The sequence below is a fragment of the Streptomyces genisteinicus genome (assembly GCF_014489615.1).
GTDB classification, from domain to species: Bacteria; Actinomycetota; Actinomycetes; order Streptomycetales; family Streptomycetaceae; genus Streptomyces; species Streptomyces genisteinicus.
In genome coordinates this window covers 6,494,888-6,520,325 of sequence record NZ_CP060825.1, presented here as the reverse complement: position 1 = coordinate 6,520,325, position 25,438 = coordinate 6,494,888, and the positions used below count along the sequence as shown (strand labels likewise).

General features: G+C 72.7%; 24 protein-coding genes. 8 read left to right on the top strand and 16 right to left on the bottom strand.

The features are described 5' to 3' along the window. Window positions 1–21: 21 nt before the first annotated feature. The 12 genes from IAG43_RS28045 to IAG43_RS27990 form a co-directional block, all read right to left on the bottom strand. A complete protein-coding gene (locus IAG43_RS28045; protein ID WP_187743457.1) occupies window positions 22–507 on the bottom strand; it encodes a hypothetical protein in 486 nt (161 codons plus the stop codon). Further along, window positions 504–1,781, bottom strand: coding sequence for an MCE family protein (locus IAG43_RS28040; RefSeq protein ID WP_187743456.1), 1,278 nt, complete (start codon window positions 1,779–1,781; stop codon window positions 504–506). The genes IAG43_RS28045 and IAG43_RS28040 overlap by 4 nt, the downstream gene beginning before the upstream one ends. Next, on the bottom strand, window positions 1,781–2,863 hold the full coding sequence (locus IAG43_RS28035; protein ID WP_246574796.1) for an MCE family protein: 1,083 nt from the start codon (window positions 2,861–2,863) through the stop codon (window positions 1,781–1,783). The genes IAG43_RS28040 and IAG43_RS28035 overlap by 1 nt, the downstream gene beginning before the upstream one ends. 77 nt (window positions 2,864–2,940) lie before the next feature. After that, window positions 2,941–4,050, bottom strand: coding sequence for an MCE family protein (locus tag IAG43_RS28030; protein ID WP_187743455.1), 1,110 nt, complete (start codon window positions 4,048–4,050; stop codon window positions 2,941–2,943). After that, window positions 4,047–5,099, bottom strand: a complete 1,053-nt coding sequence (locus tag IAG43_RS28025; RefSeq protein ID WP_187743454.1) for an MCE family protein — start codon at window positions 5,097–5,099, stop codon at window positions 4,047–4,049. Before IAG43_RS28025 ends, IAG43_RS28030 begins: the two co-directional genes overlap by 4 nt. Continuing rightward, window positions 5,096–6,127 carry an MCE family protein gene (locus tag IAG43_RS28020; RefSeq protein WP_187743453.1) on the bottom strand — a complete coding sequence of 344 codons (1,032 nt, stop codon included), beginning with the start codon at window positions 6,125–6,127 and terminating at the stop codon, window positions 5,096–5,098. Before IAG43_RS28020 ends, IAG43_RS28025 begins: the two co-directional genes overlap by 4 nt. Continuing rightward, the gene (locus IAG43_RS28015) at window positions 6,124–7,362 is read right to left on the bottom strand and encodes an MCE family protein (RefSeq protein WP_187743452.1); all 1,239 of its coding nucleotides are present in this window, start codon (window positions 7,360–7,362) and stop codon (window positions 6,124–6,126) included. The genes IAG43_RS28020 and IAG43_RS28015 overlap by 4 nt, the downstream gene beginning before the upstream one ends. After that, window positions 7,359–8,162 (bottom strand): MlaE family ABC transporter permease, encoded by an 804-nt coding sequence (locus IAG43_RS28010; RefSeq protein ID WP_187743451.1) that lies wholly within the window; start codon window positions 8,160–8,162, stop codon window positions 7,359–7,361. The genes IAG43_RS28015 and IAG43_RS28010 overlap by 4 nt, the downstream gene beginning before the upstream one ends. A gap of 3 nt (window positions 8,163–8,165) precedes the next feature. Beyond that, on the bottom strand, window positions 8,166–9,020 hold the full coding sequence (locus IAG43_RS28005) for an MlaE family ABC transporter permease (RefSeq protein ID WP_187743450.1): 855 nt from the start codon (window positions 9,018–9,020) through the stop codon (window positions 8,166–8,168). Then, window positions 9,017–10,003, bottom strand: a complete 987-nt coding sequence (locus IAG43_RS28000; protein WP_187743449.1) for an ABC transporter ATP-binding protein — start codon at window positions 10,001–10,003, stop codon at window positions 9,017–9,019. Before IAG43_RS28000 ends, IAG43_RS28005 begins: the two co-directional genes overlap by 4 nt. A 267-nt stretch (window positions 10,004–10,270) precedes the next feature. Continuing rightward, complete coding sequence (locus IAG43_RS27995; RefSeq protein ID WP_187743448.1) at window positions 10,271–11,779, bottom strand: DUF6801 domain-containing protein; 1,509 nt, start codon at window positions 11,777–11,779, stop codon at window positions 10,271–10,273. A gap of 128 nt (window positions 11,780–11,907) precedes the next feature. Next, window positions 11,908–12,498 (bottom strand): hypothetical protein, encoded by a 591-nt coding sequence (locus IAG43_RS27990; RefSeq protein ID WP_246574595.1) that lies wholly within the window; start codon window positions 12,496–12,498, stop codon window positions 11,908–11,910. Between the two features lie 499 nt (window positions 12,499–12,997). Between IAG43_RS27990 and IAG43_RS27985 the strand changes: the two genes are divergently transcribed. The 4 genes from IAG43_RS27985 (at window position 12,998) to IAG43_RS27970 (ending at window position 16,885) form a co-directional block, all read left to right on the top strand. After that, window positions 12,998–14,212 (top strand): PucR family transcriptional regulator, encoded by a 1,215-nt coding sequence (locus tag IAG43_RS27985; protein ID WP_187743447.1) that lies wholly within the window; start codon window positions 12,998–13,000, stop codon window positions 14,210–14,212. Between the two features lie 490 nt (window positions 14,213–14,702). Continuing rightward, window positions 14,703–14,960 carry a hypothetical protein gene (locus tag IAG43_RS27980; RefSeq protein WP_187743446.1) on the top strand — a complete coding sequence of 86 codons (258 nt, stop codon included), beginning with the start codon at window positions 14,703–14,705 and terminating at the stop codon, window positions 14,958–14,960. Window positions 14,961–15,203: 243 nt separating this feature from the next. Then, window positions 15,204–15,665, top strand: a complete 462-nt coding sequence (locus IAG43_RS27975; RefSeq protein ID WP_187743445.1) for an SCP2 sterol-binding domain-containing protein — start codon at window positions 15,204–15,206, stop codon at window positions 15,663–15,665. 5 nt (window positions 15,666–15,670) lie between these two features. Then, entirely contained in the window at window positions 15,671–16,885 is a 1,215-nt protein-coding gene (locus IAG43_RS27970) for an acyl-CoA dehydrogenase family protein (protein WP_187743444.1), read from the top strand. A gap of 129 nt (window positions 16,886–17,014) precedes the next feature. Here IAG43_RS27970 and IAG43_RS27965 read toward each other — a convergent pair whose 3' ends face one another. After that, a complete protein-coding gene (locus tag IAG43_RS27965; RefSeq protein WP_187743443.1) occupies window positions 17,015–17,446 on the bottom strand; it encodes a YchJ family protein in 432 nt (143 codons plus the stop codon). A 248-nt stretch (window positions 17,447–17,694) separates the two neighbouring features. On the opposite strand from IAG43_RS27965, the gene IAG43_RS27960 reads away from it, so the two are divergent. Next, window positions 17,695–19,041, top strand: coding sequence for a 6-phospho-beta-glucosidase (locus IAG43_RS27960; RefSeq protein WP_187743442.1), 1,347 nt, complete (start codon window positions 17,695–17,697; stop codon window positions 19,039–19,041). Here the strand turns inward: IAG43_RS27960 and IAG43_RS27955 are convergent. Continuing rightward, a complete protein-coding gene (locus IAG43_RS27955; protein ID WP_187743441.1) occupies window positions 19,028–20,023 on the bottom strand; it encodes a helix-turn-helix domain-containing protein in 996 nt (331 codons plus the stop codon). The genes IAG43_RS27960 and IAG43_RS27955 overlap by 14 nt on opposite strands. A 461-nt stretch (window positions 20,024–20,484) precedes the next feature. Between IAG43_RS27955 and IAG43_RS27950 the strand changes: the two genes are divergently transcribed. Next, a complete protein-coding gene (locus IAG43_RS27950; RefSeq protein ID WP_187743440.1) occupies window positions 20,485–22,731 on the top strand; it encodes an ATP-binding protein in 2,247 nt (748 codons plus the stop codon). 535 nt (window positions 22,732–23,266) lie between these two features. Here IAG43_RS27950 and IAG43_RS27945 read toward each other — a convergent pair. Together IAG43_RS27945 and IAG43_RS27940 are read right to left on the bottom strand one after the other, a co-directional pair. After that, window positions 23,267–23,503, bottom strand: coding sequence for a DUF397 domain-containing protein (locus IAG43_RS27945; protein ID WP_187743439.1), 237 nt, complete (start codon window positions 23,501–23,503; stop codon window positions 23,267–23,269). Then, window positions 23,504–24,364: a helix-turn-helix domain-containing protein gene (locus IAG43_RS27940; protein ID WP_187743438.1), complete on the bottom strand. Its 861-nt coding sequence runs from the start codon at window positions 24,362–24,364 to the stop codon at window positions 23,504–23,506. It abuts the gene before it with no gap. Between the two features lie 125 nt (window positions 24,365–24,489). Here IAG43_RS27940 and IAG43_RS27935 point away from each other — a divergent pair, with 125 nt between their 5' ends. Together IAG43_RS27935 and IAG43_RS27930 are read left to right on the top strand one after the other, a co-directional pair. After that, window positions 24,490–24,960: an ATP-binding protein gene (locus tag IAG43_RS27935; RefSeq protein ID WP_187743437.1), complete on the top strand. Its 471-nt coding sequence runs from the start codon at window positions 24,490–24,492 to the stop codon at window positions 24,958–24,960. 74 nt (window positions 24,961–25,034) lie between these two features. Beyond that, window positions 25,035–25,436, top strand: coding sequence for a hypothetical protein (locus IAG43_RS27930; protein ID WP_187744679.1), 402 nt, complete (start codon window positions 25,035–25,037; stop codon window positions 25,434–25,436). Window positions 25,437–25,438 lie beyond the last annotated feature (2 nt).

The following is a 25,438-nucleotide window of genomic DNA, read 5'->3' as shown; positions in this document are numbered from 1 at the left end:
TGTCCCCTCCTCGTTCCGCATCTACACGCCTCCGACCGGGACCGCCGCGAGGGAGCGGATCTTCCAGCCGTCCGCCGTCCTGGCGAGCGTCGCGTCCAGCCGCTTGCGTTCGGTGTGCGGCTCGGCTCCCGGCGGTGTGGTGACGACGTCCACGGTGGCGATGAGCTCCGCGGTGCCGGTCCGGTCGTCGAGCGCCGTGAGGGCCGCGTCGGTGACCCGTGCGCGTGCCGTGGTGTCGGTGGCCCCCGGGGAGCGGGCCAGGTCCTCGCGCAGCGGCCCCGTCGCGGCGTCGAGCCAGGTCCGCCGGGAGACGTCGGGCGCCTTCGCGTCGAAGCTGGTGAGGTCCGCGACCCGGCGCTTCCCGTCGGCGAGCGCGTCCTCGCGCGCCGCGGCGAAGGAGAGCGAGTCGTCGGCCCGGGTCTGGGCGTAGGACCAGCCCGCGAAGGCGCAGAGGAGCACGGCGAGGACCAGGGCGGTCCGGGCGGCGAGCGCGGTGCGGCCGCTCATCGGGCGCCCTCCAGGCCGAGGAGTCCGCCGATGCCGCCGGGCGACGGCGGGAGTCCGGGCAGTCCGAGTGCGCCGGGCAGAGTGGCGGCCGGCGCCTCGTCGCCGCGGTCCGCGGACGGCTGCGGCGCCGGGAGGGTGCCGGGTCGCGCCGGGTCGGGCACGCCCCCGCCGTCGGGGGCGTTGGCGCTGCCGCGCACCCCGATGCCGGTGGACGGCGCCGCGGTGCAGCGGGTCCGGGTGTCGGTCGCCGCGGCCGGCGCGGTGTCGAGCCCGTTGCGGTACTCGGTCCGCTCGTAGCCGTCGGTGCAGGGCAGTGGTTCGAAGAAGGTGACGGACATGCCGAACCTGGCTCCCTCCCCGGTGACGGCGGTGGCTCCGGCGGCGGCGACGGCGGGCAGTGTGACGAGCAGTTCCTCGATGCCGCGCTGGCGGGTGACGGCGACCTCCGAGGTGGTCAGCAGGTTGGCCACGACGACGCCGAACGACGGGTCGAGGTCGCGCAGCAGTCCGCTGATCTGCCCGGCGGCGTCGGGTGCGGTCGCGATGACCGTGCGCAGATCGGTGTCGGAGTCCTTGAGCTGGGCCGCGAGTTCGGAGGCGCCGTCGGCGAACCCGCGGAGCGCCTGGCCCTGTTCGGCCTGGGTGCGCAGCACCGTCTCCCCGTCGGCCATCAGGCGGGTGGTGACGGGCAGCGCCCGGTCGGCGGCGAGGACGAACTCGTTGCCGTGGTCGAGGAGGACCTGGAGGTCGTCGCCGCGTCCGCCGAGTGCCGTGCCGAACTCGTCGACCACGGTGCGCAGCGCCTCCAGGTCCACGGAGGAGGCGAGGTCGTCGATGCCGGTGAGGACGTCGGTGACGGGGGCGGGGATGGTCGTGCGGTCGCGGTCGATGACGGCGCCGTCGGCGAGGTAGGGGCCCGTGTCGGCGGCCGGCCGCAGGTCGATGTACTGCTCTCCGACGGCGGACAGCCCGGCGACGACGGCTTCCAGGTCGGCCGGGATGCGGGGCGCGGAGTCCTTGATCCGCAGTTCCGCCTCGACGCCGCCGTCGGTGAGGTGGATGGGGCCCACCCGGCCGACGGAGACGCCCCGGTAGGTGACGTTGGAGTGGGTGAACAGGCCTCCGGTGGCGGGGAGCTGGACGCGCACCGTGTAGTGGTCGCGGAGACCGACGAGGTGTCCGAGGTCGGCGTAGCGCACGCCGAGGAAGCCGAGCACGAGCACGGCGATCACCAGGAAGGCGAGGTTCTTCAGGCGGGTGGCGAGGGTCAGCATCAGCGGCTTCCTTCCCCGGTGGCGCCCGTCACGGAGGGCAGCGGAAGCGGCGCCCCGTCCCGGGCGGCGGCGGGGGCGGGTTCGTCGTCGTCCGGCACGAACTCCGGGATGATCGTGGTGCCCGGGACGGCGGTGGTGTCGAGGTAGACGTTGAGGTAGTCGCCCTTGATGCCGCGCAGCACCTCGTCGGTGAACGGGTAGGTGAGCATCACCTGGAGCGAGTCGGGCAGGTTCTGCCCGGAGTCGGCGAGGGCCTTGAGGGTGGGTGCGAGGGCCTTCAGGTCGGCGATGGTGTCGGCCTTGGACGCGGTGATGGTCCTGACGGCGACGTCGGAGAGGGTGTCGAGCGAGCGCAGCATCGTCAGCAGCGAGCCGCGCTGCTTCTCCAGCACCTTGAGGCCGGGGCTGAGGCCGGTGAGGACCGTGCCGACGTCCTGCTTGCGGGTGGCGAGGGTGGTGGCGAGCCGGTTGACGCCGTCGAGGGCCTTGGTGATGTCGCCCTTGTTGGCGTCGAGGCTGGTGACCAGTTCGTCGAGCCGTCCGAGCAGGGAGCGGATCCGGGGCTCGCGCCCGCCGATCGCCTTGTTGAGCTCGGTGGCGATGGTCTTGATCTGGGCGACGCCGCCGCCGTTGAGGAGCAGGGACAGCGCGCCGAAGACCTCCTCGACCTCGGGGTTGCGGTTGGTGCGGTCCATGGGGATGGCCGCGCCGGCGGCGAGCGTGCCGGCGGCGTCCTTCGGCGGCGGGCTCAGCTGGATGTACTTCTCGCCCAGCAGGCTGGACTGCTCGAGGTGGGCGTAGGCGTTGGCGGGCAGCCGCACCTTGCCGTTGATGCGCATGGTGACCCTGGCCGACCAGTCGTCCTGGTCGAGGCTGATCCGGGTGACCCGGCCGACGGCGACGTCGTTGACCTTGACCGCGGACTGCGGGACGAGGCTGAGGACGTCGGCGAACTCCGCGGTGATCTCGTAGGGTTCGTCGCCGAGGTCGGCGCCGCCGGGCAGGGGCAGCTGGTCGATGCCGGACATCTGGGGGGCGGAGCAGCCCGCGGCGCCCGCGGTGAGGCCGAGGGCGAGCAGCAGGGCGAGCGCGGGTCTGCGGGGGCGCCGCCGGTTCACCGGTGCGGCCGCGGGGGTGCCGGAGGCTGTGGGTACGGTGGTCACCGGGCGTCTCCCGCCTTCTTGCCGGGGGTCCCGTAGACCGTGCCCACCGGGGGCAGCGGCAGGCCGGGGAGTGCCTTGCGGCGGTCGGCGTCGACGGGCACCAGGCCGGTGAGGCCGGTCGTCTCCGCGGGGATCACGATCTCGGGGCCGAAGCTGAGTTCGTTGATGTCGGCGCGGCCGTTGAGGGTGCGGTTGACGGGGTCGTAGGCGTTCAGCGCGTTGCCCGCGGCGAGCGGTGCGGTGTCGAGGGCCTCGGCGAGCGAGGCGCGCTGGTCGACCAGGGTCCGGGTGAGCGGGACGAGGGCGTCCACGTTCTCCTTGAGCGCTCCGCGGTTCTTCTGGATGAAGGCCTTGACCTTCTTCAGGGCGGTGCCGAGTTCCTTGAGGGCGGCGCCGAGGTTCTCCTTGTCGTCGGCGAGGAAGCCGGTGACGGAGGCGAGCTGCTGTTCGGCCTTGGCGACGTTGCCGTCGTTCTTCTTCAGCATGGTGGTGAAGGACTGGAGGTGGGCGAGGGTGTCGAAGAGGTCCCCGCTGCTGCCGTCGAGGGTCCTGGCGGCCTTGCCGAACTGCTCGATGGAGTCGCCGATGGCCTTGCCGTTTCCGTCGAGGTTGGCGGCGCCGGTGCCGATGAGGCGGGCGAGCGCGCCGTCGGCGTTGGCGCCGTCGGGGCCGAGCGCGGTGGACAGTTCGGTGATCGACGCGTAGAGCTGGTCGACCTCCAGCGGCATGGCGTTGCGCTCGGCGGGCAGCACCGCGCCGTCTTCGAGGGCGTCGCCGCCGGTGTAGGCCGGTGCGAGCTGGATGTAGCGGTCGGCGACGACGCTGGGGGCCACCACGACCGCGTGGGCGTCGTGCGGGACCTTGACGTCCTCGTCGAGCAGGAGGGTGACCCGCACTCGTTCGCCGACGGGGGTGACGGTGTCGACGGTGCCCACCTTGACGCCGAGGACGCGCAGGTCGGAGCCCTCGTAGACGCCGGTGGCGCGTTCGAAGTAGGCGGTGATCCGGGTGGATCCGGAGGCGTCGAGGGCCATCACCCCCGAGGTCCCGGCGACGGCGACGACGGCGAGCCCGGCGCCGATGCCGACGATGCGTCTGATGTTCACGATCCACCGCCTGACGGCTCGGTCCGCTGCTGCGGCTTGGGCGGCATGCACCCGGTCTCGGGCGGCGTGCCGGCGGGCAGGTAGTTCCTGGGCACCAGGCCGCACACGTAGGTGTCGAACCAGCGGCCGTTGCCGAGGGTGTTGCCGACGAGGCGGTAGTAGGGGCCGGCGAGCCTCAGCGTGCTGTCGAGGCTCTTGCGGTTCTTCAGGAGCACGGCGGTGACCTTGCCGAGCGCGTCGAGGGTCGGCTTCAGCTGCTTGTCGTTGTCGTCGACGACGCCGCTGAGCTCGGTGCTCAGGCTCCTGGTGCCGGTGAGCAGGGCGTGGATGGCGTCGCGGCGGGCCTGGATCTCGCCGAGGAGCAGGTTGCCGTCCTCCAGCAGGGTCTCGAAGCTGCTCTTCTTGCCGTCGAGGGTCCTGGTGAGCTTCTTGCTCTCGCGGAGCAGCGAGGCGAGCTGGGCGTCGCGTTCGGAGACCGTGCGGGAGAGGGCGGACAGGCCGGTGGCGGCGTTCTTCACGTGGGGCGGCGAGTTCTCGAAGGTGGTCGAGATGGCGTCGAAGCTCTCGGCGAGCCCGGCCGTGTCGATCCTGCCGATGGTCTCGCCGAGCCCGTTGAACGCCTGGGTGACGTCGTAGGGCGAGGTGGTGCGGGAGGCGGGGATGCGCTTCGAGGGGTCCTGACGGCCGTCGCCGAGGGGGTCGACGGCGAGGTACTTCTCGCCGAGGAGGGTCTTGATGGCGATGGCGGCGGTGCTGGAGTCGCCGATCCAGGCGTCCTCGACCTCGAAGCGGACCTCGACCTTGTCGCCGTCCAGGGCGATGCCGGTGACCTTGCCGACCTTGACGCCGGCGATGCGGACCTCGTCGCCCTCGTCGAGGCCGGCGGCCTCGGTGAACTCGGCCGTGTAGGAGGTGGAGTCGCCGGTGAACGGCAGCGAGTCGGCGCGGTAGGCGCCGATGCCGAGCAGGGCCATGACGAGCAGGCCGACGACGGCGACGGCGACCGGGTTGCGGTCCCTGACGGGCCTGATGCGCGGGAGTGGTCTCATGCCAGGCACCTCGGCTCGGTGATCGCGATGCCGGTGGGCGGGGGGCTGCCGTCGGAGGTGGCGACGCCGGAGACCTTCGCCTCGCAGAGGTAGAGGTTGAGCCAGGAGCCGTAGGACGCGAGGCGGGTGATGGCCTGCATCTTGGCGGGCGTCTTCGCCAGGAAGTTCTCGATCTGCCCGCTGCCCTTGTCGAGTTCGCGCGAGAGGCGGCCCAGTTCGGCGATGTCCTCCTTGAGCGGGGCGCGTCCGTCCTTCAGCAGGCCGGCGGTGACGGTGGTCAGGTCGCCCATGGCGACGACGGCCTCCCCGAGCGGTTTGCGGTCGCCGGAGAAGCCGGTGACGAGTTTCTGCAGGGTGACCACGAGGTCGTCGAAGCCTTCCTCGCGGTCGTTCACGGTCTTGAGGACGGTGTTGAGGTTCTGGACGACCTGGCCGATGACCTTGTCCTTGGCGGCGACGGTGGTGGTGAGCGAGCCGACGTGCCGGATGATGCTGTCCACGGTGCCGCCCTCGCCCTGGAGCACCTGGACGATGGAGCCGGCGAGGTCGTTGACCTCGTCGGGGGCGAGCCCCTCGAACAGCGGCTGGAAGCCGTTGAAGAGCTGGGTGAGGTCGAGTGCCGGGCTGGTGCGCTCCAGCGGGATGGTGTCGCCCGCGGGGAAGACGCTGCCGATGGGTCCGGTGCCCTGGTCGAGGTCGATGTAGCGCTGGCCGACCATGTTGAGGTACTTGATGGAGGCGGTGACGGTGACGGGCAGCACCCGCCCCTTGCGCACGGCGAAGGTGACCTCGGCGATCCGGCGGTCGGCGACCCGCACCGATTCCACCTGGCCGACCTTGACGCCGGCGATGCGGACGCTGTCGCCCTCGACGAGGCCGGTGGCGTCGGTGAAGCGGGCCTTGTAGCTGATGGTGTCGCCGACACCGGTGTTGGCGATGCCGAGGGCGAGCACGGTGGTGGCGAGGACGGTCACGAGGATGAAGGCGGCCGATTTGACGATCGGTCCGGTGAGGCTGCGGCGGTTCACTTCAGCGTCACCTCCGTGCCCCGCAGGACGGGCCCGGTGAGCACGCTGCTCCAGTCGGGCAGGTCGGCGGGCGCGCTGCCGAGTCCGGGGGCGAGGAGTTCGTTGACGAGCTGGTTCTCCTGCGGCGAGTTGGGCAGGCCGAGGCTCTCGGAGGCGGCCCGGGCGGCGGCGGGGGCGGGCCGGCCCGTGTAGGGGACGGTGTAGCAGTGGGGGCCGCCGGTCGCGTCGTACACGGGCGTGTCCTTGCCCGGAACGTACTTGCCGAGGGATGGCACAGTGGTCACGGTCACATGGAGTCCGGGCTGGTCGGTGCCCTTGCCGAGGGCCTTGTCCATGGCCGGCACGAACCCGGCGAGGGTGCGCAGGGTGCACGGGAAGGACGGGGAGTACTCGGCGAGCAGTTCGAGGGTGTCGCGGCTCGCTGCCGCGAGGCGGATCAGGTTGTTCTCGTTCTTGCGGAGGAACGAGGTGACGTCCTGCGCGGTCTTGGTGGTGGAGCCGTAGAGCGTGGCGAGTTCGGCCTGCTGGTCGGCGATGGTGCCGCTGGTGGCGGTGAAGTCCCGCAGCGCGTCGAGGATGCCGGGCGCGGTGTCGGCGTAGAGGTGGCCGACCTCGACGAGCCGGGTGATGTCCCGGTTGAGGACGGGCAGATGGGGGTTGAACCGCTCCAGGTGGCCTTCGAGGGTCTCCAGCGTGGCGCCGAGCTGGTCGCCCCGGCCCTGGAGGGCCTGGGAGACGGCGGTGAGGGTGGCGGAGAGCTTCTCCGGCTTCACCGCGGTGAGCAGCGGCAGGACGTTGTCGAGGACCTGCTCCAGTTCGATGGCGTTGCGGGTGCGGTCCTGGGTGATGGTGTCGCCGGGCTCCAGGGTGTCCGACGTGGTGCTGTGCGCGGGCGGCACGAGGGCGACGTACCGGGCTCCGAAGAGGGTCGTCGGCAGCATCTGGGCGGTGACGTCCGCCGGTACGCGGTCGAGTTCGCCGGGCTTCACGGCGAGGGTGAGCCGGGCTCCGCGCCCGTCGGCGTCGATGTCGCGGACCTCGCCGACGACGACGCCGCGGAGTTTGACCTCGGCGCCCTTGTGCATCTCGTTGCCGACGGCGCCGGTGAGCACGGTGACGGTGGCGTCGTCGCTGAACTCCTTGCCGTACACGGCGACGGACAGCCACACCAGGAGCACGGGCAGCAGGAGGAAGACCACTCCCGCGAGGCGGCGTCGGATCTTCTGCGCGCTCATCCGGCCACCTTCACGGTCGTGGTAGCTCCCCAGATGGCGAGGGAGAGGAAGAAGTCGGTGACGCTGATCAGCACGATGGCGTTGCGCACGGAGCGGCCGACGGCGACGCCGACGCCCGCCGGGCCGCCGCTGGCGCGGAAGCCGTAGTAGCAGTGGGCGAGGATCACCATCACGCTGAAGATCAGCACCTTGAGGACGGACAGCACGACGTCGTCCGGGGAGAGGAAGAGGTTGAAGTAGTGGTCGTAGGTGCCCGCCGACTGGCCGTTGAACAGGACGGTGATCCAGCGGGAGGCCAGGTAGGAGCTGAGCAGGCCGATGGCGTAGAGCGGGATGATGGCGACGACGCCGGCGATGATCCGGGTCGTCACCAGGTACGGCATCGAGCGGACGCCCATCGCTTCGAGGGCGTCGACCTCCTCGTTGATCCGCATGGCGCCGAGCTGGGCGGTGAAGCCGGCGCCGACGGTGGCGGAGAGCGCGAGTCCGGCGACGAGCGGCGCGATCTCGCGGGTGTTGAAGTAGGCGGAGACGAAGCCGGTGAAGGCGGAGGTGCCGATCTGGTTGAGGGCGGCGTACCCCTGGAGGCCGACGACGGTCCCGGTGAACAGGGTCATGGCGACCATCACGCCGATGGTGCCGCCGATGACGCCGAGGCCGCCGCTGCCGAAGGCGACCTCGGCGAGCAGCCGCTGGACCTCCTTGAGGTAGCGGCGCAGGGTCCGCGGGATCCAGAACAGGGCGCGCAGGTAGAAGGTGAGCTGGTCGCCGGAGCGGTCCAGCCAGCCGAGCATCGGCATCGCTCAGCCCCCCTTCGGGGGGACGATCTGGAGGTAGATCGCCGTGAGGACCATGTTCACGAAGAACAGCAGCATGAAGGTGATGACGACGGACTGGTTGACCGCGTCGCCGACGCCCTTCGGTCCGCCGCGCGGGTTGAGCCCGCGGTAGGCGGCGACCACACCGGCGATGAAGCCGAAGATCAGCGCCTTGATCTCGCTGATCCACAGGTCGGGGAGCTGGGCGAGGGCGGAGAAGCTGGCGAGGTAGGCGCCGGGGGTGCCGCCCTGCATGATCACGTTGAAGAAGTAGCCGCCGAGGGTGCCGACGACGGAGACCATGCCGTTGAGCAGGACGGCGACCAGCATGGTGGCGAGGACCCGCGGCACCACCAGGCGCTGGATCGGGGAGACGCCCATGACCTCCATGGCGTCGAGTTCCTCGCGGATCTTGCGGGAGCCGAGGTCGGCGCAGATGGCGGAGCCGCCGGCGCCGGCGATCAGCAGGGCCACGATGAGCGGGCTGGCCTGCTGGATGACGGCGAGGACGCTGGCGCCGCCGGTGAAGGACTGGGCGCCGAGCTGCTGGGTGAGCGAGCCGACCTGGAGGGCGATGACGGCGCCGAACGGGATGGAGACCAGGGCCGCGGGCAGGATGGTGACGCTCGCGACGAACCAGAACTGCTCGATGAACTCCCGCATCTGGAAGGGGCGTCTGAAGACGGCGCGGACGACGGTGGCGGCGAGCGCGAACAGCTTCCCGGTCTCGCGCAGCGGGGCGAGGGCCCGGGAGGGGGGTCTCGGGGCCGGCGGGGCCTTCTTCGCCGGCGGGGTGTCCGCCGGCGGCGGTGTGGGCCGCACGGGCGGCGGGGCGGTCACGGGCGGACTCCGCCGGCCGGGGCGCTGTAGCTCTGCGTGATGGCGGTACGGGCGGCGTCCGGGAGCTGGCCCAGCATCCCGAGGACGCGTTCACGGCGGCGGAGCGCGCCCTGCCGGACGGGCATGCCGGGTGAGGGCTCCAGCTGGGGGACGACGGTGCGGGGGCCGTCGGGGCGCAGCCCGCGGCTGTTCGTCTGCTCCATGGCCAGGGTGGCGGCGTCCTTCTCCTCGGACATGCCGATCGGGCCTTCCCTGCGGCCGCCGAGGAACTGCGCGATGACCGGTTCGCTGCTGGTCAGCAGCACTTCGCGGGGGCCGAAGGTGACCAGGTTGCGCAGGAAGAGCATCCCCATGTTGTCGGGGACGGTGGCGGCGATGTCCAGGTTGTGGGTGACGATCAGCATCGTGGCGTCGATCTGGGCGTTCAGGTCGATGAGGAGCTGGGAGAGGTAGGCGGTGCGGACCGGGTCGAGGCCGGAGTCCGGTTCGTCGCAGAGCACGATCTGCGGGTCGAGGACGAGGGCGCGGGCGAGCCCGGCGCGTTTGCGCATTCCGCCGGATATCTCTCCGGGGAGTTTCCCCTCGGCGCCGACGAGTCCGACCATCTCCATGCGTTCCATGACGATGCGCCGGATCTCGGATTCCTTCTTGCGGGAGTGCTCGCGCAGCGGGAAGGCGACATTGTCGAAGAGGTTCATGGAGCCGAAGAGGGCGCCGTCCTGGAACATCAGGCCGAACAGCTTCCGGGTCTCGTAGATGTCCTTCTCGGAGCCGTTCACCATGTCGACGCCGTTGATGAGAACGCGGCCGTGCTCGGGCTTCAGCAATCCGATGAGCGATTTCAGGAACACCGTCTTGCCGGTTCCCGAGGGGCCGAGCATCACGCTGACCTCGCCCGCGGGGAGGGTGAGTGTGACGTCCTGCCAGATGTTCTGTTTGCCGAAGGACTTGGTGAGTCCTTCGACGACTACCTCGATTCCCATCTCACCTCCCAGTCCAGGAATGTGCGGACACGTGTGGCAGCACACGTGGCGAAGGGGGCGGAAGTGCACCGGGCGCCCGCACGCTACGTTCGCGCGCGGGGCCTGGGCAATGGCTGTGACCAGCACTTTCAGGCCGAACCGGATGGTTTGTCATCCGGTGACAACATGTCGCGTAAACCTTGTCCTCCGGTGCGTAGTGCGAGCGGCCGGCCGGGTGCCCTCGCGGCCCGCGGAGGCGGGCCGCGGCGGCCGGGGGGGCCGGGCCGGTCAGGGTGCTGTGCCGGGTTCCTGGCCGGGCAGCGGAGGGATCGCCGGGGGGCAGCCGTTGACGCCGCCGCCGCTCGGGATGCACAGGCGTGCCTGGTTCATCGCGATCAGGTTGTCCGGGCCGGACAGGGACGCGCTGAAGAGCTGGTCGAGGTCCTCGCCGCCGGTGCCGCATCCGGTGAACTCCGGGATGGTGACCGTGCCGCGCAGGGGGCCGCCGATGATGACGTTGGTGTAGTCGGGGAAGTCGCCGTTGAGCCGGACCGGGAAGGGCCGTGCGGTGCGGCAGTTGTCGCCGACGTCGAGCGGTGTGCCGTTGACCGTCACGTCGTAGACCCGCAGGGACTGGTAGAACCCGGCGACGGCGAGGTTGTACCGGTCCGGCGGGGAGCCGACGGTCGCGGTGGAGATGGTGATCGGACCGGTGGTGAACTCCACCTTGGCGCTCACCGGCTGGAATCCGAACGTGAGGAACGTGGACCGGGCGTCGGGCAGCGTCATCTCGCCGTAGGAGTCGATGCGGGTGAACGCGCCGCCCGGCTGGGTGCGCAGGCGGGTCGCGGTCCGGACGGCGGCCCGGGCGTTGAGCAGTTGGGGGGTGGCTGCGGGGTCGTTGACGATCATCGCGCCGCCGAGCTTCTTCACGTTGGCGAGGCCGACCGCGAAGGCGCAGCCGTGGCTTCCGCCGGCGGGCGGGTAGAACAGCCGTACCGGGTCGCCGGGGGGCGGCTGGATGACGAAGTCCTCGTCGAGGCCGTCGGCGGGCGGCTGCGCGGGGCATTCGGTGGGCGGGGCGGCGGGCGGCTGCTCGACGGCGAGGCCGTCCCGGTCCGCGTCGCCGGGGTTCGCGCCCGCGCCGTCGCCGGGCTCCCCGGGGCCGGGTGAGGGGCTCGCGGGCGGGGTGGGGGCGGTGCGGCCGGTCACGGGGACGGTGGCGAGCAGGGTGTCCTGTCCGTCCGCGGGCGAGCACTCCACGGCGGGCAGTTCCTGACCCGAGAGCTCGCCGCCGGTGACGGGCCTCAGCCGCAGGGTGAGCCCGGCGGCGGCGATCCGCAGGACTCCGGGGGCGGTCGCGGTGACGGAGGGGACGTCGCCGGAGTGCTCCAGGGTGAGGCCATCGGGGTCGTCGCCGACGGGGACGTCCCGGGCGTCGAGCCGCCAGTCCGCCTCCGCGGACCGGGTGCCCTGGGTCACCAGGGCGGTGAGCGACGCCGTGCCGGCCAGGGCGGTGGTCCCGTCGGGCAGCAGCCCTTCGAGGGCGGCGGGCGGGATCGTCACCCGGGCGGTCACCCGGCCGGGCTGCACGGGCCTGCCGACGGCCCCGCCGTCCGGGTAGGCGCCGGTGACGTGGACGCGCACCGGGTGCTCGCCGGAGGTGAACGCGCAGTCGTAGGCGAGTTCCACGTCCGCGTCACGTGCCTGCGCGGCCGAGCCGGGGCCGGCGAGCAGCCCCGCCACGAGCCCCGCGGCCCCGATCGCGGCGGCCCTCAGCCGGTTCCGGGCGGTCATGAGGCGCCCCCTCTCCGCGAACCCATCGGCTCCCCTCCCTGTACGGCGTCGTGCGGCGGGCCCCGTGCCCTGGATCCCGGTCACGGGGCCCGCCGGTCGTCCTGTGGTGCGGTGCGGCCGGCCGGCGGTCAGTCCAGGCTGATGGTGTGTCCGCCGCTGACCGCGTACACGGCCTCGTAGAGCGCCGGGTCGTCGTCGTTGATGACGCCCAGGCAGTCGGCGTTCGACGCCGTGAGGTTGCCGTCGTTGATGACGAGCTGCTTGGTGTCGTTCTTGTAGTAGCCGGTCACCTGGCCGGTGAAGTCGGCGGTGCAGGCGGTGCCCTCGACGTGGGCGTCGACGCTGGTGATCGAGCCGTCGACGGCGTTGGACACGCTGCTCACGCCGCTGACGTTCAGCGGCATGCTGCCGGCGGTGGTCACCTCGAAGGTGATGCCGATGACCGAGCAGTCCTCGAACTCCAGGGTGGTGATGGTGCCGATGCCGGCCCCGGGGTTGCCGGAACCGGTCTCCAGCGAGCCGGAGGCGGTGGAGGACGCACACTCCAGGGTGGCGGCCGGCACGGTCAGCGTGGGGTTGGTCGCGGTGGCGGTGAAGCTGCCGCCCGGCGTCACGGTCCAGGTGTCCAGCGAGGTGGCGGACGCCTGCGTGACGGTGAGCCCGAGGGCGGCCACGGCGGCGGCCGCGGCGACGCTTGCGTTTCTGGTGAACTTGCGCACGGGTGTGTTCCCTTCAGGGGATTGGCGTACCTGGGGATCGCTTTTCGGCCGCACAGCCCGAAAAGCGGTTGCGGCTCTTTCATGGAACGCGCATGCGATGGAACGCGGGTCGAATTCTTTCGGCCACCCGGTCGTGCGACTTGCGGAAGTGACGTTACGAGCGGGTAACCCGGCGCGCAATACTGGTTCGGCAGTTTCCCGCACCGCTGCTACCAGCGGGTATTTTCTTGTCGCGCCGCGAGGGGGCGCTCTCCGGTTCTTGTCGCGAAGTGAGCAACCGCGCCGCTGCGGGCCCTCTCGCGGGCATCGCGCCGACAGGTATCGGACCAAGTCATGTCACCATGTCCCAACTCCTGTGCAGGCAAGGTCCGCTGGTCTATGTTCATGCATCAACGACGTCGCCCGCCACACGCGTCGCACAGATCCGTGGGAGCGCTTCCCCCCACCCCCCGCGGACACCGGCGGACCGCCGGCCCACCGGAACAGCGAGGGGAGAACCATGCCGAGAACGACCCGCCCGTCCGACGCGGGCGAGCCGCTGGCACCGCTGCCGCAGGAGTTCGCCGCGATCATCCGGCCGGAACTGCCCAGCCTCATCCAGGAAATCGGCATCGAGGTCTCCCGCGCCTACCCCGAGTACGCCCGGCTGCTGAGCGGCCCGTACGGAAAGGCCATCCAGGTCGGCGTCGAGCAGAACATCTCGGTCTTCGTCGAGCAGGTGGCCTCGCCGTCCGCGCCCTCGCCGCTGCGCGACGAGATGCTGCGCCGCTTCGGCCGCTTCGAGGCGTACGAGGGACGCAGCCTGGAATCGCTCCAGGGGGCCTACCGGCTGGGCGCCCGGGTGGCGCTGCGCCGGGCGAAGCGGATCGGCCGCCGCTACAACCTCTCCCCCACCCTGATGCTCAGCTTCGCCGACGCGCTGTTCGCCTACGTGGACGAGATCGAGGCGCTCACCCGCGAGGGCTTCCTGGAGGTGCAGACCAAGGCGGTCGAGCACGACGAGACGCTCCGGCGCAGGCTGCTGCACCTGATCATGGCCGGTCCGCCCGTGCCGCGCACCGCCATGGCCGAGCTCTCGGAGCAGGCGGGCTGGCCGATGCCCGACGAGGTGACCCTGGTCGCCGTCCGCCCCTCGGCAGGATTGGCCGGAATCCGTCTCGACAACGATGTCCTCACTGATCTCGGCGGCCCCCACCCGCACTTACTCGTGCCCGGCCCCGTCGACGACGGACGAAGAGAGCGCCTCACGGCCGCGCTCACCGGCGTACGCGCGGCCGTGGGGCTGACAGTTCCGACCTCCGGGGCGGCCGACTCCGTCCGCTGGGCCCGCCGCCTGCTGGACCTCGCCGACACCGGCGTCGTCGACGACGCCCCCCTGCTGCACTGCGCGGACCACATGCTGACCCTGTGGCTGCTCTCCGACACCGCGCTGCTCGACCAGCTCGCCCGCCGCGAACTCGCCCCGCTCTCCCGCCTCACCGCCACCCGCCGCGGCCGGCTCATCGAAACCCTGCGCACCTGGCTGGACACCCGGGGGACGGCGGCGCAGATGGGCGAACTCCTCGATGTCCACCCGCAGACGGTCCGCTACCGGCTGCGGAGCCTGGAGGCCATCTTCGGCTCCCAGCTGACGGACCCCGAGCGCCGTTTCGCGACCGAGGGCGTGCTGCGCGCCCTCCACCTCCAGGACCGCCGCGGGGCCGCCCGGCGCTGACGGCGCCGGCTCCCGGCGCGCGTGTCGCCGCCGTCACGGGTGCCGGGGGTGTCGGGGGTGTCGGGGGTGTCGGGGGCGGCGTACCGGATCGGCTGCCCCGGGGGGCGCACGTCCCTCCCGGGCCCCCGCCGGGGCCCTTCAGCCCCTGCACCCCGTGCGGACGAGGGGGTGCGCCGGGCCGCGCCGGACCGCCGGTGCGTCAGCCGGTCCCCCGCCGCGCCGGGGAGGGCGTCACGTGACGAGTCGCCAGTGACCAGAGTCACCTTCCCGCCCCTGTCCGACCGAGGGGGGCGCGGCGGCCGTTCGCGTAAGGTGAGTCGGCGGTGCTGCCGGAGAACGGGGGCAGACAGGGCGACAACGATGCCGACCACATCCGTCGCCCCGGAAAGAAGCCCCTCCGTGGAACCCGGGGACCCGCTCCGGAGTCCTGGAGGGATGGGGGCCCGCCGACCGACGGCCCCCGACGCAGAAACGCAGACAAGGACTCCACGTGACCGCCTCCAACCTCGTCCCGGTGCCGATTCCCGACCGGGTGGCCGTGATGATCGGCTCCTGCATGCCCGCGCACGTCCTCCACGCCGAGATCGAGGCGGAGTGCGCGGCCCGGGAAGTGCACCGTTTCCGGGGCCCGCTGTGCACGGAGGACCGGGCGGACCGTGAGCACGCGCTCTCCGCGCTGGCCCGCGCCAACAAGGTGCTCGCCGCCTACAACCCGGGACTGACCGTCCGGCCCGACCGGGCGCGCTGACCGACCGGCGCCGCGCGGCGCACGACCCGCACCGACCGGCAGACCCGCAGACAGACAGACCCGCAGACAGACAGACCCGCAGACAGACAGAAGAGGCCGCCCCCGCCGGGGGCGGCCTCTTCCGCGTCGCGGGGCAGCGCGGGGCCCGGCGCCGGGCACCGGGCGCCCCGCGCCCTCTTGCCCGGGGCCGCCTCCCGACGTACCTTACTCAAAAGTAAGTTTACTTCGGAGTAAGGAAGCGGCATGGCGGACCACATCAGCGGCGACCTCGGCGACCTCGACTTCGCCGCGGTCTCCCCCGAGGAATTCGCGAGGATCGTCAAGGGCCTCTCCGGCAGACAGCTGGACGAGACGATGCGCGGCGACCTGCGGATGCGGGTGCTCCGCGAGGTCTTCGGCCGGATGCACCAGCAGTTCCGCCCGGACGTGGCCGGGGACCAGGACCTCCTGATCCGGTGGAAGATCACCGGCGAGAGCGACGTGGTCTTCGAGACCGCCATCGCCGGCGGCGCCTGCACCATCACCGAGGGCCGCTCGGAACGGGAGCCGCGGACCACACTGGTGATGGGCGACGCCGAGTTCCTCCGGCTGGTCTCGGGCAACGCCAACCCCGTCACCATGTTCATGATGCGCAAGCTGAAGGTGAGCGGCGACGTCGTCACCGCCTCCGGACTCACCCGCTACTTCGACATCCCGAAGGCGTGATCGCCATGAGCCCCTTCTCCCTCCACCTCACCGAGGAGCAGCGCGACCTGCGCGACTGGGTCCACGGCTTCGCCGCCGACGTGGTGCGTCCCGCCGCGCCCGAATGGGACGAGCGCGAGGAGACGCCCTGGCCGGTGATCCGCGAGGCCGCCCGGATCGGCCTCTACGGGTTCGAGTCCCTGGCGGACATGTACGGCGACCCCACCGGCCTCTCGCTCCAGATCGCCAACGAGGAACTCTTCTGGGGCGACGCGGGCATCGGCATGGCCCTCTTCGGCACCTCGCTCGCGGTCGCCGGCATCTTCGCCGCCGGCACCCCCGACCAGCTCGCCGAATGGGTTCCCCAGTGCTTCGGCGACGAGTCCGACCCGAAGGTGGCCGCCTTCTGCGTCTCGGAGCCGGGCGCCGGCTCCGACGTCTCCGCCATGCGCACCCGGGCCCGGTACGACGAGGCGAAGGACGAGTGGGTGCTCAGCGGCCAGAAGGCGTGGATCACCAACGGAGGCATCGCGAACGTCCACGTCGTCGTCGCCTCCGTCGACTCCGGCCTGGGCGCGCGCGGTCAGGCGGCGTTCATCGTGCCGCCCGGCACCGCCGGGCTGGAGGGCGGCAAAAAGATCCGCAAGCTCGGTCTGCGGGCCTCGCACACCGCGGACGTCTTCCTCGACGAGGTGCGGGTGCCCGGCTCCTGCCTGCTCGGCGGCAGGGAGAAGCTCGACGCGCGCCTCGCCCGCGCCCGGGAGGGCGGGAAGGCCAAGGGGCAGGCGGCGATGGCGACCTTCGAGGTCAGCCGGCCCACCGTCGGCGCCCAGGCCCTGGGCATCGCCCGCGCCGCCTACGAGTACGCGCTCGACTACGCCGGGGAGCGGGAGGCGTTCGGCCGCCCGATCATCGAGAACCAGTCGATCGCCTTCGCCCTCGCCGACCTGCGGACGGAGATCGAGGCGGTGCGGCTGCTCATCTGGCAGGCCGCCTGGATGGCGCGCAACGGGCAGAGCTTCGACGCCGCGCAGGGGTCGATGTCCAAGCTGCGGGCCGGTGAGCTCGCGGTCGGCGCCGCGGAGAAGGCGGTGCAGATCCTGGGCGGCGCGGGGTACAGCCGCGAGCACCCCGTCGAGCGGATGTACCGCGACAGCAAGATCTACACGATCTTCGAGGGCACCAGCGAGATCCAGCGCCTGGTGATCGCCCGCGCGATCTCGGGCCGCCACATCCGCTGAGCCGACGCGGCGCGGGCGCACACGCAGCCGGCCCGTCCGGCGACCGCGGACACCCGGGCGCGGCGCGGGCGCGCACGACGGCCGGCCCGGGAGGGGCGACGGCCCGGACCGGGTCCTACCGGGTCCCTCTCACAGGAACTCCCCGTCCACGTACACCCATGCCCCGCCCTCGCGGGCGAACTCGCTGCGCTCGTGGAGCTCGCCGCGCTGGCCGTGGTGGCGGTAGCGGGCGCGGAAGGTGACCGTGCCGCGCGGGTGGAAGGCGCTCCCGTCGGCGGTGTCCGTGATCTCCAGACCGGACCAGCGCATCGCCTCGTCCAGTTCGAGGTGGGGCGGCCGGGTGGACGAGTGCCAGGTGCGCAGCAGGTACGCCGCGTCCCGGGCGACGAACGCGCTGTAGCGGGAGCGCATCAGCAGCTCCGCCGTGGCAGCCGCCTCCTCCCCGCTGTGGAAGCGCCCGCAGCACTCCCCGTACGCGGCGGGCAGGCCGCAGGGACAGGGGGACGCCGCGGTGAGGGCGGCGGGGGCGGCGCGGCCGGGGCGCTTGATGCGAGGTGCCATGGCTCCATCTTCCCGCCATCGCGCGCGCCGCCCCAACCCGCGCCCCGACCCGCGCCCCGCCCCCGTCCCACCCGCGGCCCTCGCCGCGAGCCGGGCCCGACGGGCGGCCGGAGAGCGGGGCGGAGAAGCAGGGCGGAGAAGCAGGGCGGAGAAGGGGCCGGAGAAGCGGGAGCGGTCCGGCCGGTGGGCGGGTCCCGGCGGCCGCGCCGCCGGGCTCGATCACGTCCGGGGCCGCGTACCGTACGGGGATGAAGCTCACGATTCTCGGCGGCGGCGGATTCCGGGTGCCTCTCGTGTACGGGGCGCTGCTGGCCGACCACGGTGAGGGCAGGGTCACCGAGGTGACGCTGCACGACACCGACCCCCGGCGCCTCGACGCCGTCGCCCGGGTCCTCGCCGAACAGGCGGGGGACGACCACGCGGCCCCGCGTGTGCGGGTGACCACCGACCTCGACGAGGCGGTGCTCCACGCGGACTTCGTGTTCTCGGCGATCCGCGTCGGCGGCCTGGAGGGCCGGGCGGCGGACGAGCGGATCGCGCTGGACGAGGGAGTGCTCGGGCAGGAGACCGTCGGCGCGGGAGGGGTGGCGTACGGGCTGCGCACGGTCCCCGTCGCGATGGACGTCGCCCGGCGCGTCGCACGCCTCGCGCCCGACGCCTGGGTCATCAACTTCACCAACCCGGCCGGCCTGGTGACCGAGGCCATGAGCCGGGTCCTGGGCGACCGGGTGATCGGCATCTGCGACTCCCCGGTCGGCCTCGGACGGCGCGTGGCCCGCGTCCTCGGCGCCGACCCGGCGTCGGCGTGGATCGACTACGTGGGGCTCAACCACCTCGGCTGGCTGCGGGGCCTGCACGTCGACGGCCGGGACCGGCTGCCCGACCTGCTGGCCGACGACCGGGCGCTGGCGTCGGTCGAGGAGGGCCGGCTGTTCGGCACGGACTGGCTGCGCTCGATCGGCGCGATCCCCAACGAGTACCTGCACTACTACTACTTCAACCGCGAGACCGTGCGCGCCTACCGGGAGGCCGAGCGGACCCGGGGCGCCTTCCTCCACGCGCAGCAGGCGGGCTTCTACGACGCGATGCGGCGGCCGGGCACTCCCGCGCTCGCGACCTGGCGCCGCACCCTCGCCGAGCGCGAGGCGACCTACATGGCCGCCAACCGGGAGGCGGCCGGGGCGGGGGCACGCGCCGAGGAGGACCTGGAGTCGGGCGGCTACGAGAAGGTGGCGCTCGCGCTGATGCGCGCCATCGCGCGGGACGAGCGGGCCACGCTCATCCTCGACGTACGCAACCGGGGCGCCCTCGGCGCGCTCGACGCGGACGCCGTCGTCGAGGTGCCCTGCCTGGTGGACGCCAACGGCGCGCACCCGGTCGCGGTGGCCCCGCTGCCCCTGCACGCCGCCGGTCTCGTCACCGCGGTCAAGGCGGTGGAGCGCGAGGTGCTGGCGGCGGCGGACAGCGGCTCCGTCTCGGCGGCGGTCCGGGCGTTCGCCCTGCACCCGCTGGTCGACTCGGTCGCGGTCGCGCGCCGCCTGGTCGACGCCTACCGGGCCGGGCACCCCGGGCTGGCGTACCTCACGGCCCGCTGAGCCCGGCCCCTTCGGGAGGCCCGCTCCGCTCCCGCGCCGCGGCCCGCCAGTCGCGGGGTGACATGCCGTACGCCTCCTTGAAGCGGTGGCTGAAGTGCGTGGGGTCGCTGAAGCCCCAGCGGCGGGCGACGGCGGCGATGGTGCGGCCGTCGCCCGCCGGCCGGGCGAGTTCCTCGCGTGCTCCGTCGAGCCGCTGCTCGATGATCCACCGGTTGAGGCTGAAGCCTGCCTGGGCGCAGAGCTTGTACAGGTGCCGTTCGGAGATGTGGTGGGCGGCGGCGATGCGCGCGGGGCGCAGGTCCGGTTCGGTCAGGTGCCGCCGGACGTAGGCGCGGATCCGTGTCAGGCGCGTCTCGGCGAGAGCCGTGCGTGTGTGGTGGTCCTGCCGGACGGCGGAGGCGATCAGGGCGCGCGCGAGGCCGATCGTGATCTCCTCGATGCCGGCGCTGGCCGGGTCGCGCAGAAGGTCCTCGATACCGCCGGTGAGATGCGCGATGTGGTCGGTGACCATGGGGTAGAGGGGACTGGCCGTCAGATGAGGGAGCGCGCTGCGCACGACGTCGACGGGAAGGGTCAGCTGGTCGAGGGGGACCTGGATGCAGCGTGAGGCACCGTCGCCCGACCACGCGTAGTCGTAGGGGGCGGAGTGGTCCATCATCAGCAGGTGCCCCCGTGGCACCAGCCGTTGATGACCGAGGTGGCTCTGGCGCCCCCGGGAGGCCGTCTGCACGGCGAAGGCGATGAGGGGGGCCGCGTCGTCCTGTCGTGCCTGCCTGGCGGTGCGCACCAGACGGATGCCGGTGGACTCGGTGCTGAACACCTGCATCGTCCTCATCGGCCAGACGTCCATCCTGGCCCGGATGCCGGCTCCGGACTCCTCCTGCATCAGGAAGCAGGGGGCGCTGGCGCTGATCATGGCCGAGTACATCGCCTCGGCGCGGTCGCCAGGTGCGATGTCCGCAGTGTCCAGCACCGTGACCATGGGCAACTCCTCGCAAAACGACGGCCGTTCGCCGCTGGGGTCACTTTAGTGACAAGTCGGCGGGCGGAGGGGCCGACCGCCGGTGCCGGGGCCTGCGACGGACGCCGGCCCGGGGCCGGGGCCGGAGAGGGACCCGGGGCCGGAGCGTCTGCCCGGAGGGGGCTCCCGCGCCGGGCGGCGGGCCGTGCGGCGACAGCCAGGAACAGTGCGGTGACAGCCAGCACGGCGGCGGGCCGCGTGCCTAGAGTCCCGGTGTCCGCCGTCCTGACGGGGCCGTCCGCCGTGCCGGGGCCCGGCGGCGGCATCGGAGAGGCAGCCACGGCACAAGGCCGTGGCCGTCGTCATGCCCGGGGGGGGGCGATGTGATGGTTCTCGATACGGCAGGTCGTCCGGCCACCGCACCGGCGCACGTCGTGCCGCGCGACGCGGCCCGTCCCTGAGGACGGAGGGACACCGACACCATGCGACTGGGAACGAGACTTCGCGAGCTGCGGCGCGCGGCCGGTCTGACGATGGAGGAGCTGGCCGAGGCGTCGGGGGTCAGTTCCCGGGCCATCAGCGACATGGAACGGGGGCACAGCCGCACCCCGCAGCCCCGCACGCTCGCCGCACTCGCCACCGCGCTGAACGTGAGCGACGAGGAGCGGCGGCGCCTGGAGGAGGACGTCCGCGCGCTGCGCCGCGGCGGCACGGACGCGCGCCCCGGGCTGTGCGAACCGCCCCGGTCCGTCGCCGACTTCATCGGCCGGGCTGACGAGCTGGCGGCGGTGCGCCGTGCCGCGGCCGACGGCCGGCGCGGCGGCCCCGCGCCGGTGGTCCTCGTGCACGGGCAGGCGGGGGTCGGCAAGACCACCCTCGTGCTGCGGGCCGCGGAAGCCCTCCGCGGCGACCATCCCAGTGGCTGCCTCTACGTCGATCTGCGCGGCGTCGATGCCGCGCCGCCCTCCGCGGGCGATGTCGCCGCACGGCTGCTGCGGGCGCTGCACATACCGGCACGGGCCGTCGCGGGCTCGGACGAGGAGCGGTGCGCGCAGCTGCGGGCGGTGCTGCGGGAGCGGCGCTGCCTGCTGGTGCTGGACAACGCCGCCGGTGAGGCGCAGGTGCGGCCGCTGCTGCCGGGCGCGGGCGCCGGGCCGGTGCTGGTGACCTGCCGGCGGGTGCTCAGCGGGCTGGAGGGGGTGCGGCGGCTTCCGCTGGCGCCGCTGACGCCCGAGGAGTCGGCGGCTCTGCTGCGGACGGTCGCCGACCAGGCGGCACTGCCCTCGGCGGCGGGGGATGTCGCGGAGGTGTCCCGGCTGTGCGGGCACCTGCCGCTGGCGCTGCGCATCGCGGGCACCCGTCTGTCCACCCGGTCCGGCTGGTCGGTGCGCCACCTCGTCGAGCGGCTCTCGGACGAGGACCGGCGGCTGGCCGCCCTGCGCACCGGCGACATCGGCGTGGGCGCCGCGTTCGCCCTCTCCCACGCACAGCTCTCGGGCACGGCGCGGCGGGTCTTCCGGCGTCTGGCCCACCTGCCGGGACCGGACTTCACCGCCCCGCTGGTCGTCCTGGTGACCGACGACGACCCGGCGGACATCATGGACGTGCTCGAGGAGCTGGTGGAGCTGGGACTGCTCCAGACACGCGCCGCCGACCGCTACCAACTCCACGACCTGCTCCGGCTCTTCGCCGGCGAGCGGCTGCGGGGCGAGGAGCCGGAAGGCGAGCGGGCGGCCGTCCGGCTCGGCATGGCGCGGCGGCTGCTGGAGGTCACGGTCACCGCGGGCCGGTGGTTCGAGCCCGGCTTCGGCGCCCCGCCCCCGACCTGGTCCGGTCCGGTACCGCTCGCCACGGCCGACGAGGCCGCCCACTGGCTGCGGTCCGAGGCGGAGAACTGGCTGGGGGCCCTGCGGATCGCCGCCGGGGCGGGCGAGGACCGGCTGGTCGTGGAGACGGCCGAGGCGCTGCACTGGTTCTCCGACACGGCCATCGCCTGGCGCGGCTGGTACGAGGTGTACGGGCTGTCCCGGAGGTCCGCCGCCGCGCTGGGCGACCGCCGGCTGGAAGCCACCCACCTCAACTACTTCTCGTGGGCGGCCAGTGCCTGCGCCCGGCGCCTCGACGAGGCACTGGCCGCCGCGCTCGCCGCCCGCGACATCGCGGTGGCGGACGGCGACCACAAGGAGGAGGCGTGGGCCTTGCAGTACGCCGCACAGTCCCTGTCCCTCGAAGGACGTCTCGAGGAGGCCCTGGAGTTGCTCCGGCAGGCCCTGCGACCGGCCGACCTCGCCGATGACCACGACGGGTACGTGCACCTGCTGATCCGCATGGGAAGCGCGCAGGAGAGCCAGGGGCACTACGAGGAGGCTCTCGCGACGTTCCGTCAGGCGCTGCGGGAGCTGACACGGCGTCCGGTGTCGGCGCACCAGGGAGAGGCGGCGCGGGCGAGGATCTTCGTGTACTCGGCGTACGCGCTGGAACTCCTCGGGAGGCACACAGAGGCGCTGGAGCAGACCGCGGCGGCCCTGTCGACGACGACGGCGCGGGAGACACCGGCGCTGACCTGCCGTGTCCACCTCACCAGAGGACTCGCGCTGGCCGGGCTGGGCGACCACCGGGCGGCCCGCGCCGAGCTGACCCGCGTCGTGGAGCTGGCCGACGGAGTGCCGCTGTACAACCGCTTCTTCTCCGACGAGGCCACCCGGCTCCTCGCCTCCCTGGACGGCTGACGCCCGGCGGGCGGCGGGCGGCGGGCGGCGGGCGGCGGGCGGCGGGCGGCGGGCGGCGGGCGGCGGCTCACACTGCCCCGGCGGCCACCGGCACCACGCACCCGGTCACGCGGGACCTGCCGACCGGCGTCACCGGCGCCCTGGAGAAGCCGCACCGGATGCTCCGGACCGGAGCCGCAAGGGGCGCCCGGCCGGCCGACGGACCGACCGGGCGCCCCGCGCCGCTCTCCCTCCGCATGCGCACCGCTACAGCCCCAACAGGCCGCGCTTTACTATGCGTTGATGATGGGCGTACACTCAGCGTCGGCCACAGGGACCACACCAGTGCACTGGCGGTGACCTCCGTCACCTCGGTGTGCCGCCGTCACCACGCCGCCGTCACCGGCGCGCACAGCGGCGAGCGTCAGGCCATGCCCGGGTACGGGGCACGGCAGACAGGCTCGCTCTGCCCGCGCATGCGGTGACACCCGTCCGTGGACGGGCCGGTGTGTGCGGTGGTGACGACGGACGACGCTGCTGCCCCCGCGGCAACAGGTCAGCCGACCAGGAAGTCGGCCTTCCCCGACTTCGCGCCCTGGATGAAGGCGGCGATCTCACCCCTGGTGTAGATCAGCGCCGGTCCGTCCGGATCGGCCGACTGCCTGATGGCGACCCGGCCGTCCGCGAGCTTCAGCGTCTCGACGCAGTTCCCCCCGTTGCCGCCGCTCCAGGGCTTCTGCCAGCCGTCCTCACCGAGTTCGGCGGCCGGCATTCCGTTGTATATGTGATTCATTCACAGCTCCTTGCGGAGTTCATCCAGAATCTCCCTCGTGCGGTGTGCCGTCGCGGCCTGTGCCGCCATGCGGTCCATCACCTCCAGATGCGTGGCGACCTCGGGGCGCCCGTCCAGGTAGACGGCGCCGGTCAGGTACTCGCTGTAGACCATGTCCGGCAGCTCGGGGACCGAGAACCGGAACAGCACGAACGGCCCGTAGGTACCGGGGTGGTGTCCGCTCGCGAACTCTGCGATCTGGAGGGTCACATGGGGCAGCCGGGATGCCTCCAGCAGCTTCTCCGCCTGGGCGCGCATCACACCGGGGCCGCCGACGGGCCTGCGCAGCACCGTCTCGTCCATGATCACCCAGAGTCGGGGCGCGTCCGGGCGGGCGAGCAGTTCCTGGCGCTCCATGCGCAGGGCGACATGCCGCTCGATCTCCTCCGGATCGGTGTGGCCGATGGCGCCGCCGAGCATGATGGCCCGCGCGTAGTCCTCGGTCTGGAGCAGCCCGGGGACGAACTGCGGTTCATACGCACGGATGAGGGCGGCCGCCCCCTCCAGGCTGACGTACATGCTGAACCAGTTGGGCAGGACGTCGTGGAAGCGCTGCCACCAGCCGGGCCGGTTGGCCTCCTCGGCGAGCTCCACGAATCCGCGGGCCTCGTCCTCGGCGACGCCGTACGCGCCGAGCAGCAGCTGGACGTAGGGGATCTTGAGGGCGACCTCGGCGGTCTCCATGCGGCGGATGGTGCCCGACGCCACGCGCAGGACCTTCGCCGCCTCCTCGCGCTTGAGACCCGCGCGCTCCCGGAGATCCTGCAGACGCCTGCCGAGAACCACCTGGCCCACGGTGGGGGCGGACCGCGGTTCGCTCACTTCGCTACCTCCCCACGTGCTCTGTTGCGAGAAGTGTGCCATGACGATCCGTTGATGAATACGCCCACTCTGCATTTTTCAGAGTGGGTCTTGCCAAGGTGGCCGGTGCAGGTGAGACTTGTGATGTGAACCGTGACGCGCTCACCACCCCCCTCCTGGACGCGAGTCCGGCCGTCGACGCTTCCCGGTACGGCTTCGAGGTGCCTGCCCGCGTCGAATCCGTCTCCCGCGCCAGACGGCTGGTGTGCGAGCGGCTGGAACGGTGGGGTGTGCGGGACGACGTCCGGGACACCGCCCTGCTCGTCGTCTCCGAGCTGGTGACCAACGCGGTCGTGCACACCGGCGGCAGCCTGGTCTCCTGTCAGCTCCGCCGCACCGAGGGGCAGTTGCGCATCACGGTGCAGGACCAGGGCAGCGCGCCCACCGGCCCCCGGGTCTGCCACGGGCTGGAGGAGGAGCGCGGCCGCGGGCTGCTGCTCGTCGAGTCCCTGAGCACCGCGTGGGGCACCCACGACTGCGAGCACAGCAACGGACGCGTGGTGTGGGCGGAACTCGCGCTCCACGACGCGCCGTTCGAGACGGTGTGGTCGTGCTGAGGGGCCTGTCGGCCCTGATCGGCGGCCGCACGGACCCGCCGTACGACGCCACCCCGCATCCGGGGTCCGGTCTCGTGCTGCGGTACGGGCGCCCCGAGGCCCCGCTCACCTCCCTCGAACTGCCGGCTTCGCTGCCCGCGGCGCTCGGCCACGACGCGGTCGGCGTCCCGGCCCGTTTCGGGATGCGCCTCGCCGGCCGGATGCCCCGCGGCGGCTGCGTCTTCGCCGACGGCGGATGGTGGTGGTGGATCGTGCCGGCGGACTCCGATCTCGGCATGTCGTGGCCGCTGCCTGCCCAGTACGCACGCGACGCCCTGGTGCCCGCCGTCCGCCCCCGGCTGATCCGCACCCCCGACGGCGAGAGCCCCTACACCCACCCCATCCTGCTCTACCTGATGACCTGCCAGCTGGCCGGTGTGGCCCCGCGCTGGTCCGCGGTGGCATCCACCGGCGGCCGCCCGGTCCGGGGCCGATAGGC

Coding starts and splice junctions, on each gene's coding strand:
- IAG43_RS28045 (WP_187743457.1), bottom strand. CDS start 507: ATGAGCGGCCGCACCGCGCTCGCCGCCCGGACCGCCCTGGTCCTCGCC.
- IAG43_RS27985 (WP_187743447.1), top strand. CDS start 12,998: ATGCCGAGAACGACCCGCCCGTCCGACGCGGGCGAGCCGCTGGCACCG.
- IAG43_RS27975 (WP_187743445.1), top strand. CDS start 15,204: ATGGCGGACCACATCAGCGGCGACCTCGGCGACCTCGACTTCGCCGCG.
- IAG43_RS28015 (WP_187743452.1), bottom strand. CDS start 7,362: ATGAGCGCGCAGAAGATCCGACGCCGCCTCGCGGGAGTGGTCTTCCTC.
- IAG43_RS27960 (WP_187743442.1), top strand. CDS start 17,695: ATGAAGCTCACGATTCTCGGCGGCGGCGGATTCCGGGTGCCTCTCGTG.
- IAG43_RS27995 (WP_187743448.1), bottom strand. CDS start 11,779: ATGACCGCCCGGAACCGGCTGAGGGCCGCCGCGATCGGGGCCGCGGGG.
- IAG43_RS27955 (WP_187743441.1), bottom strand. CDS start 20,023: ATGGTCACGGTGCTGGACACTGCGGACATCGCACCTGGCGACCGCGCC.
- IAG43_RS27965 (WP_187743443.1), bottom strand. CDS start 17,446: ATGGCACCTCGCATCAAGCGCCCCGGCCGCGCCGCCCCCGCCGCCCTC.
- IAG43_RS27950 (WP_187743440.1), top strand. CDS start 20,485: ATGCGACTGGGAACGAGACTTCGCGAGCTGCGGCGCGCGGCCGGTCTG.
- IAG43_RS27970 (WP_187743444.1), top strand. CDS start 15,671: ATGAGCCCCTTCTCCCTCCACCTCACCGAGGAGCAGCGCGACCTGCGC.
- IAG43_RS28025 (WP_187743454.1), bottom strand. CDS start 5,099: ATGAGACCACTCCCGCGCATCAGGCCCGTCAGGGACCGCAACCCGGTC.
- IAG43_RS28000 (WP_187743449.1), bottom strand. CDS start 10,003: ATGGGAATCGAGGTAGTCGTCGAAGGACTCACCAAGTCCTTCGGCAAA.
- IAG43_RS28040 (WP_187743456.1), bottom strand. CDS start 1,781: ATGCTGACCCTCGCCACCCGCCTGAAGAACCTCGCCTTCCTGGTGATC.
- IAG43_RS27945 (WP_187743439.1), bottom strand. CDS start 23,503: ATGAATCACATATACAACGGAATGCCGGCCGCCGAACTCGGTGAGGAC.
- IAG43_RS28010 (WP_187743451.1), bottom strand. CDS start 8,162: ATGCCGATGCTCGGCTGGCTGGACCGCTCCGGCGACCAGCTCACCTTC.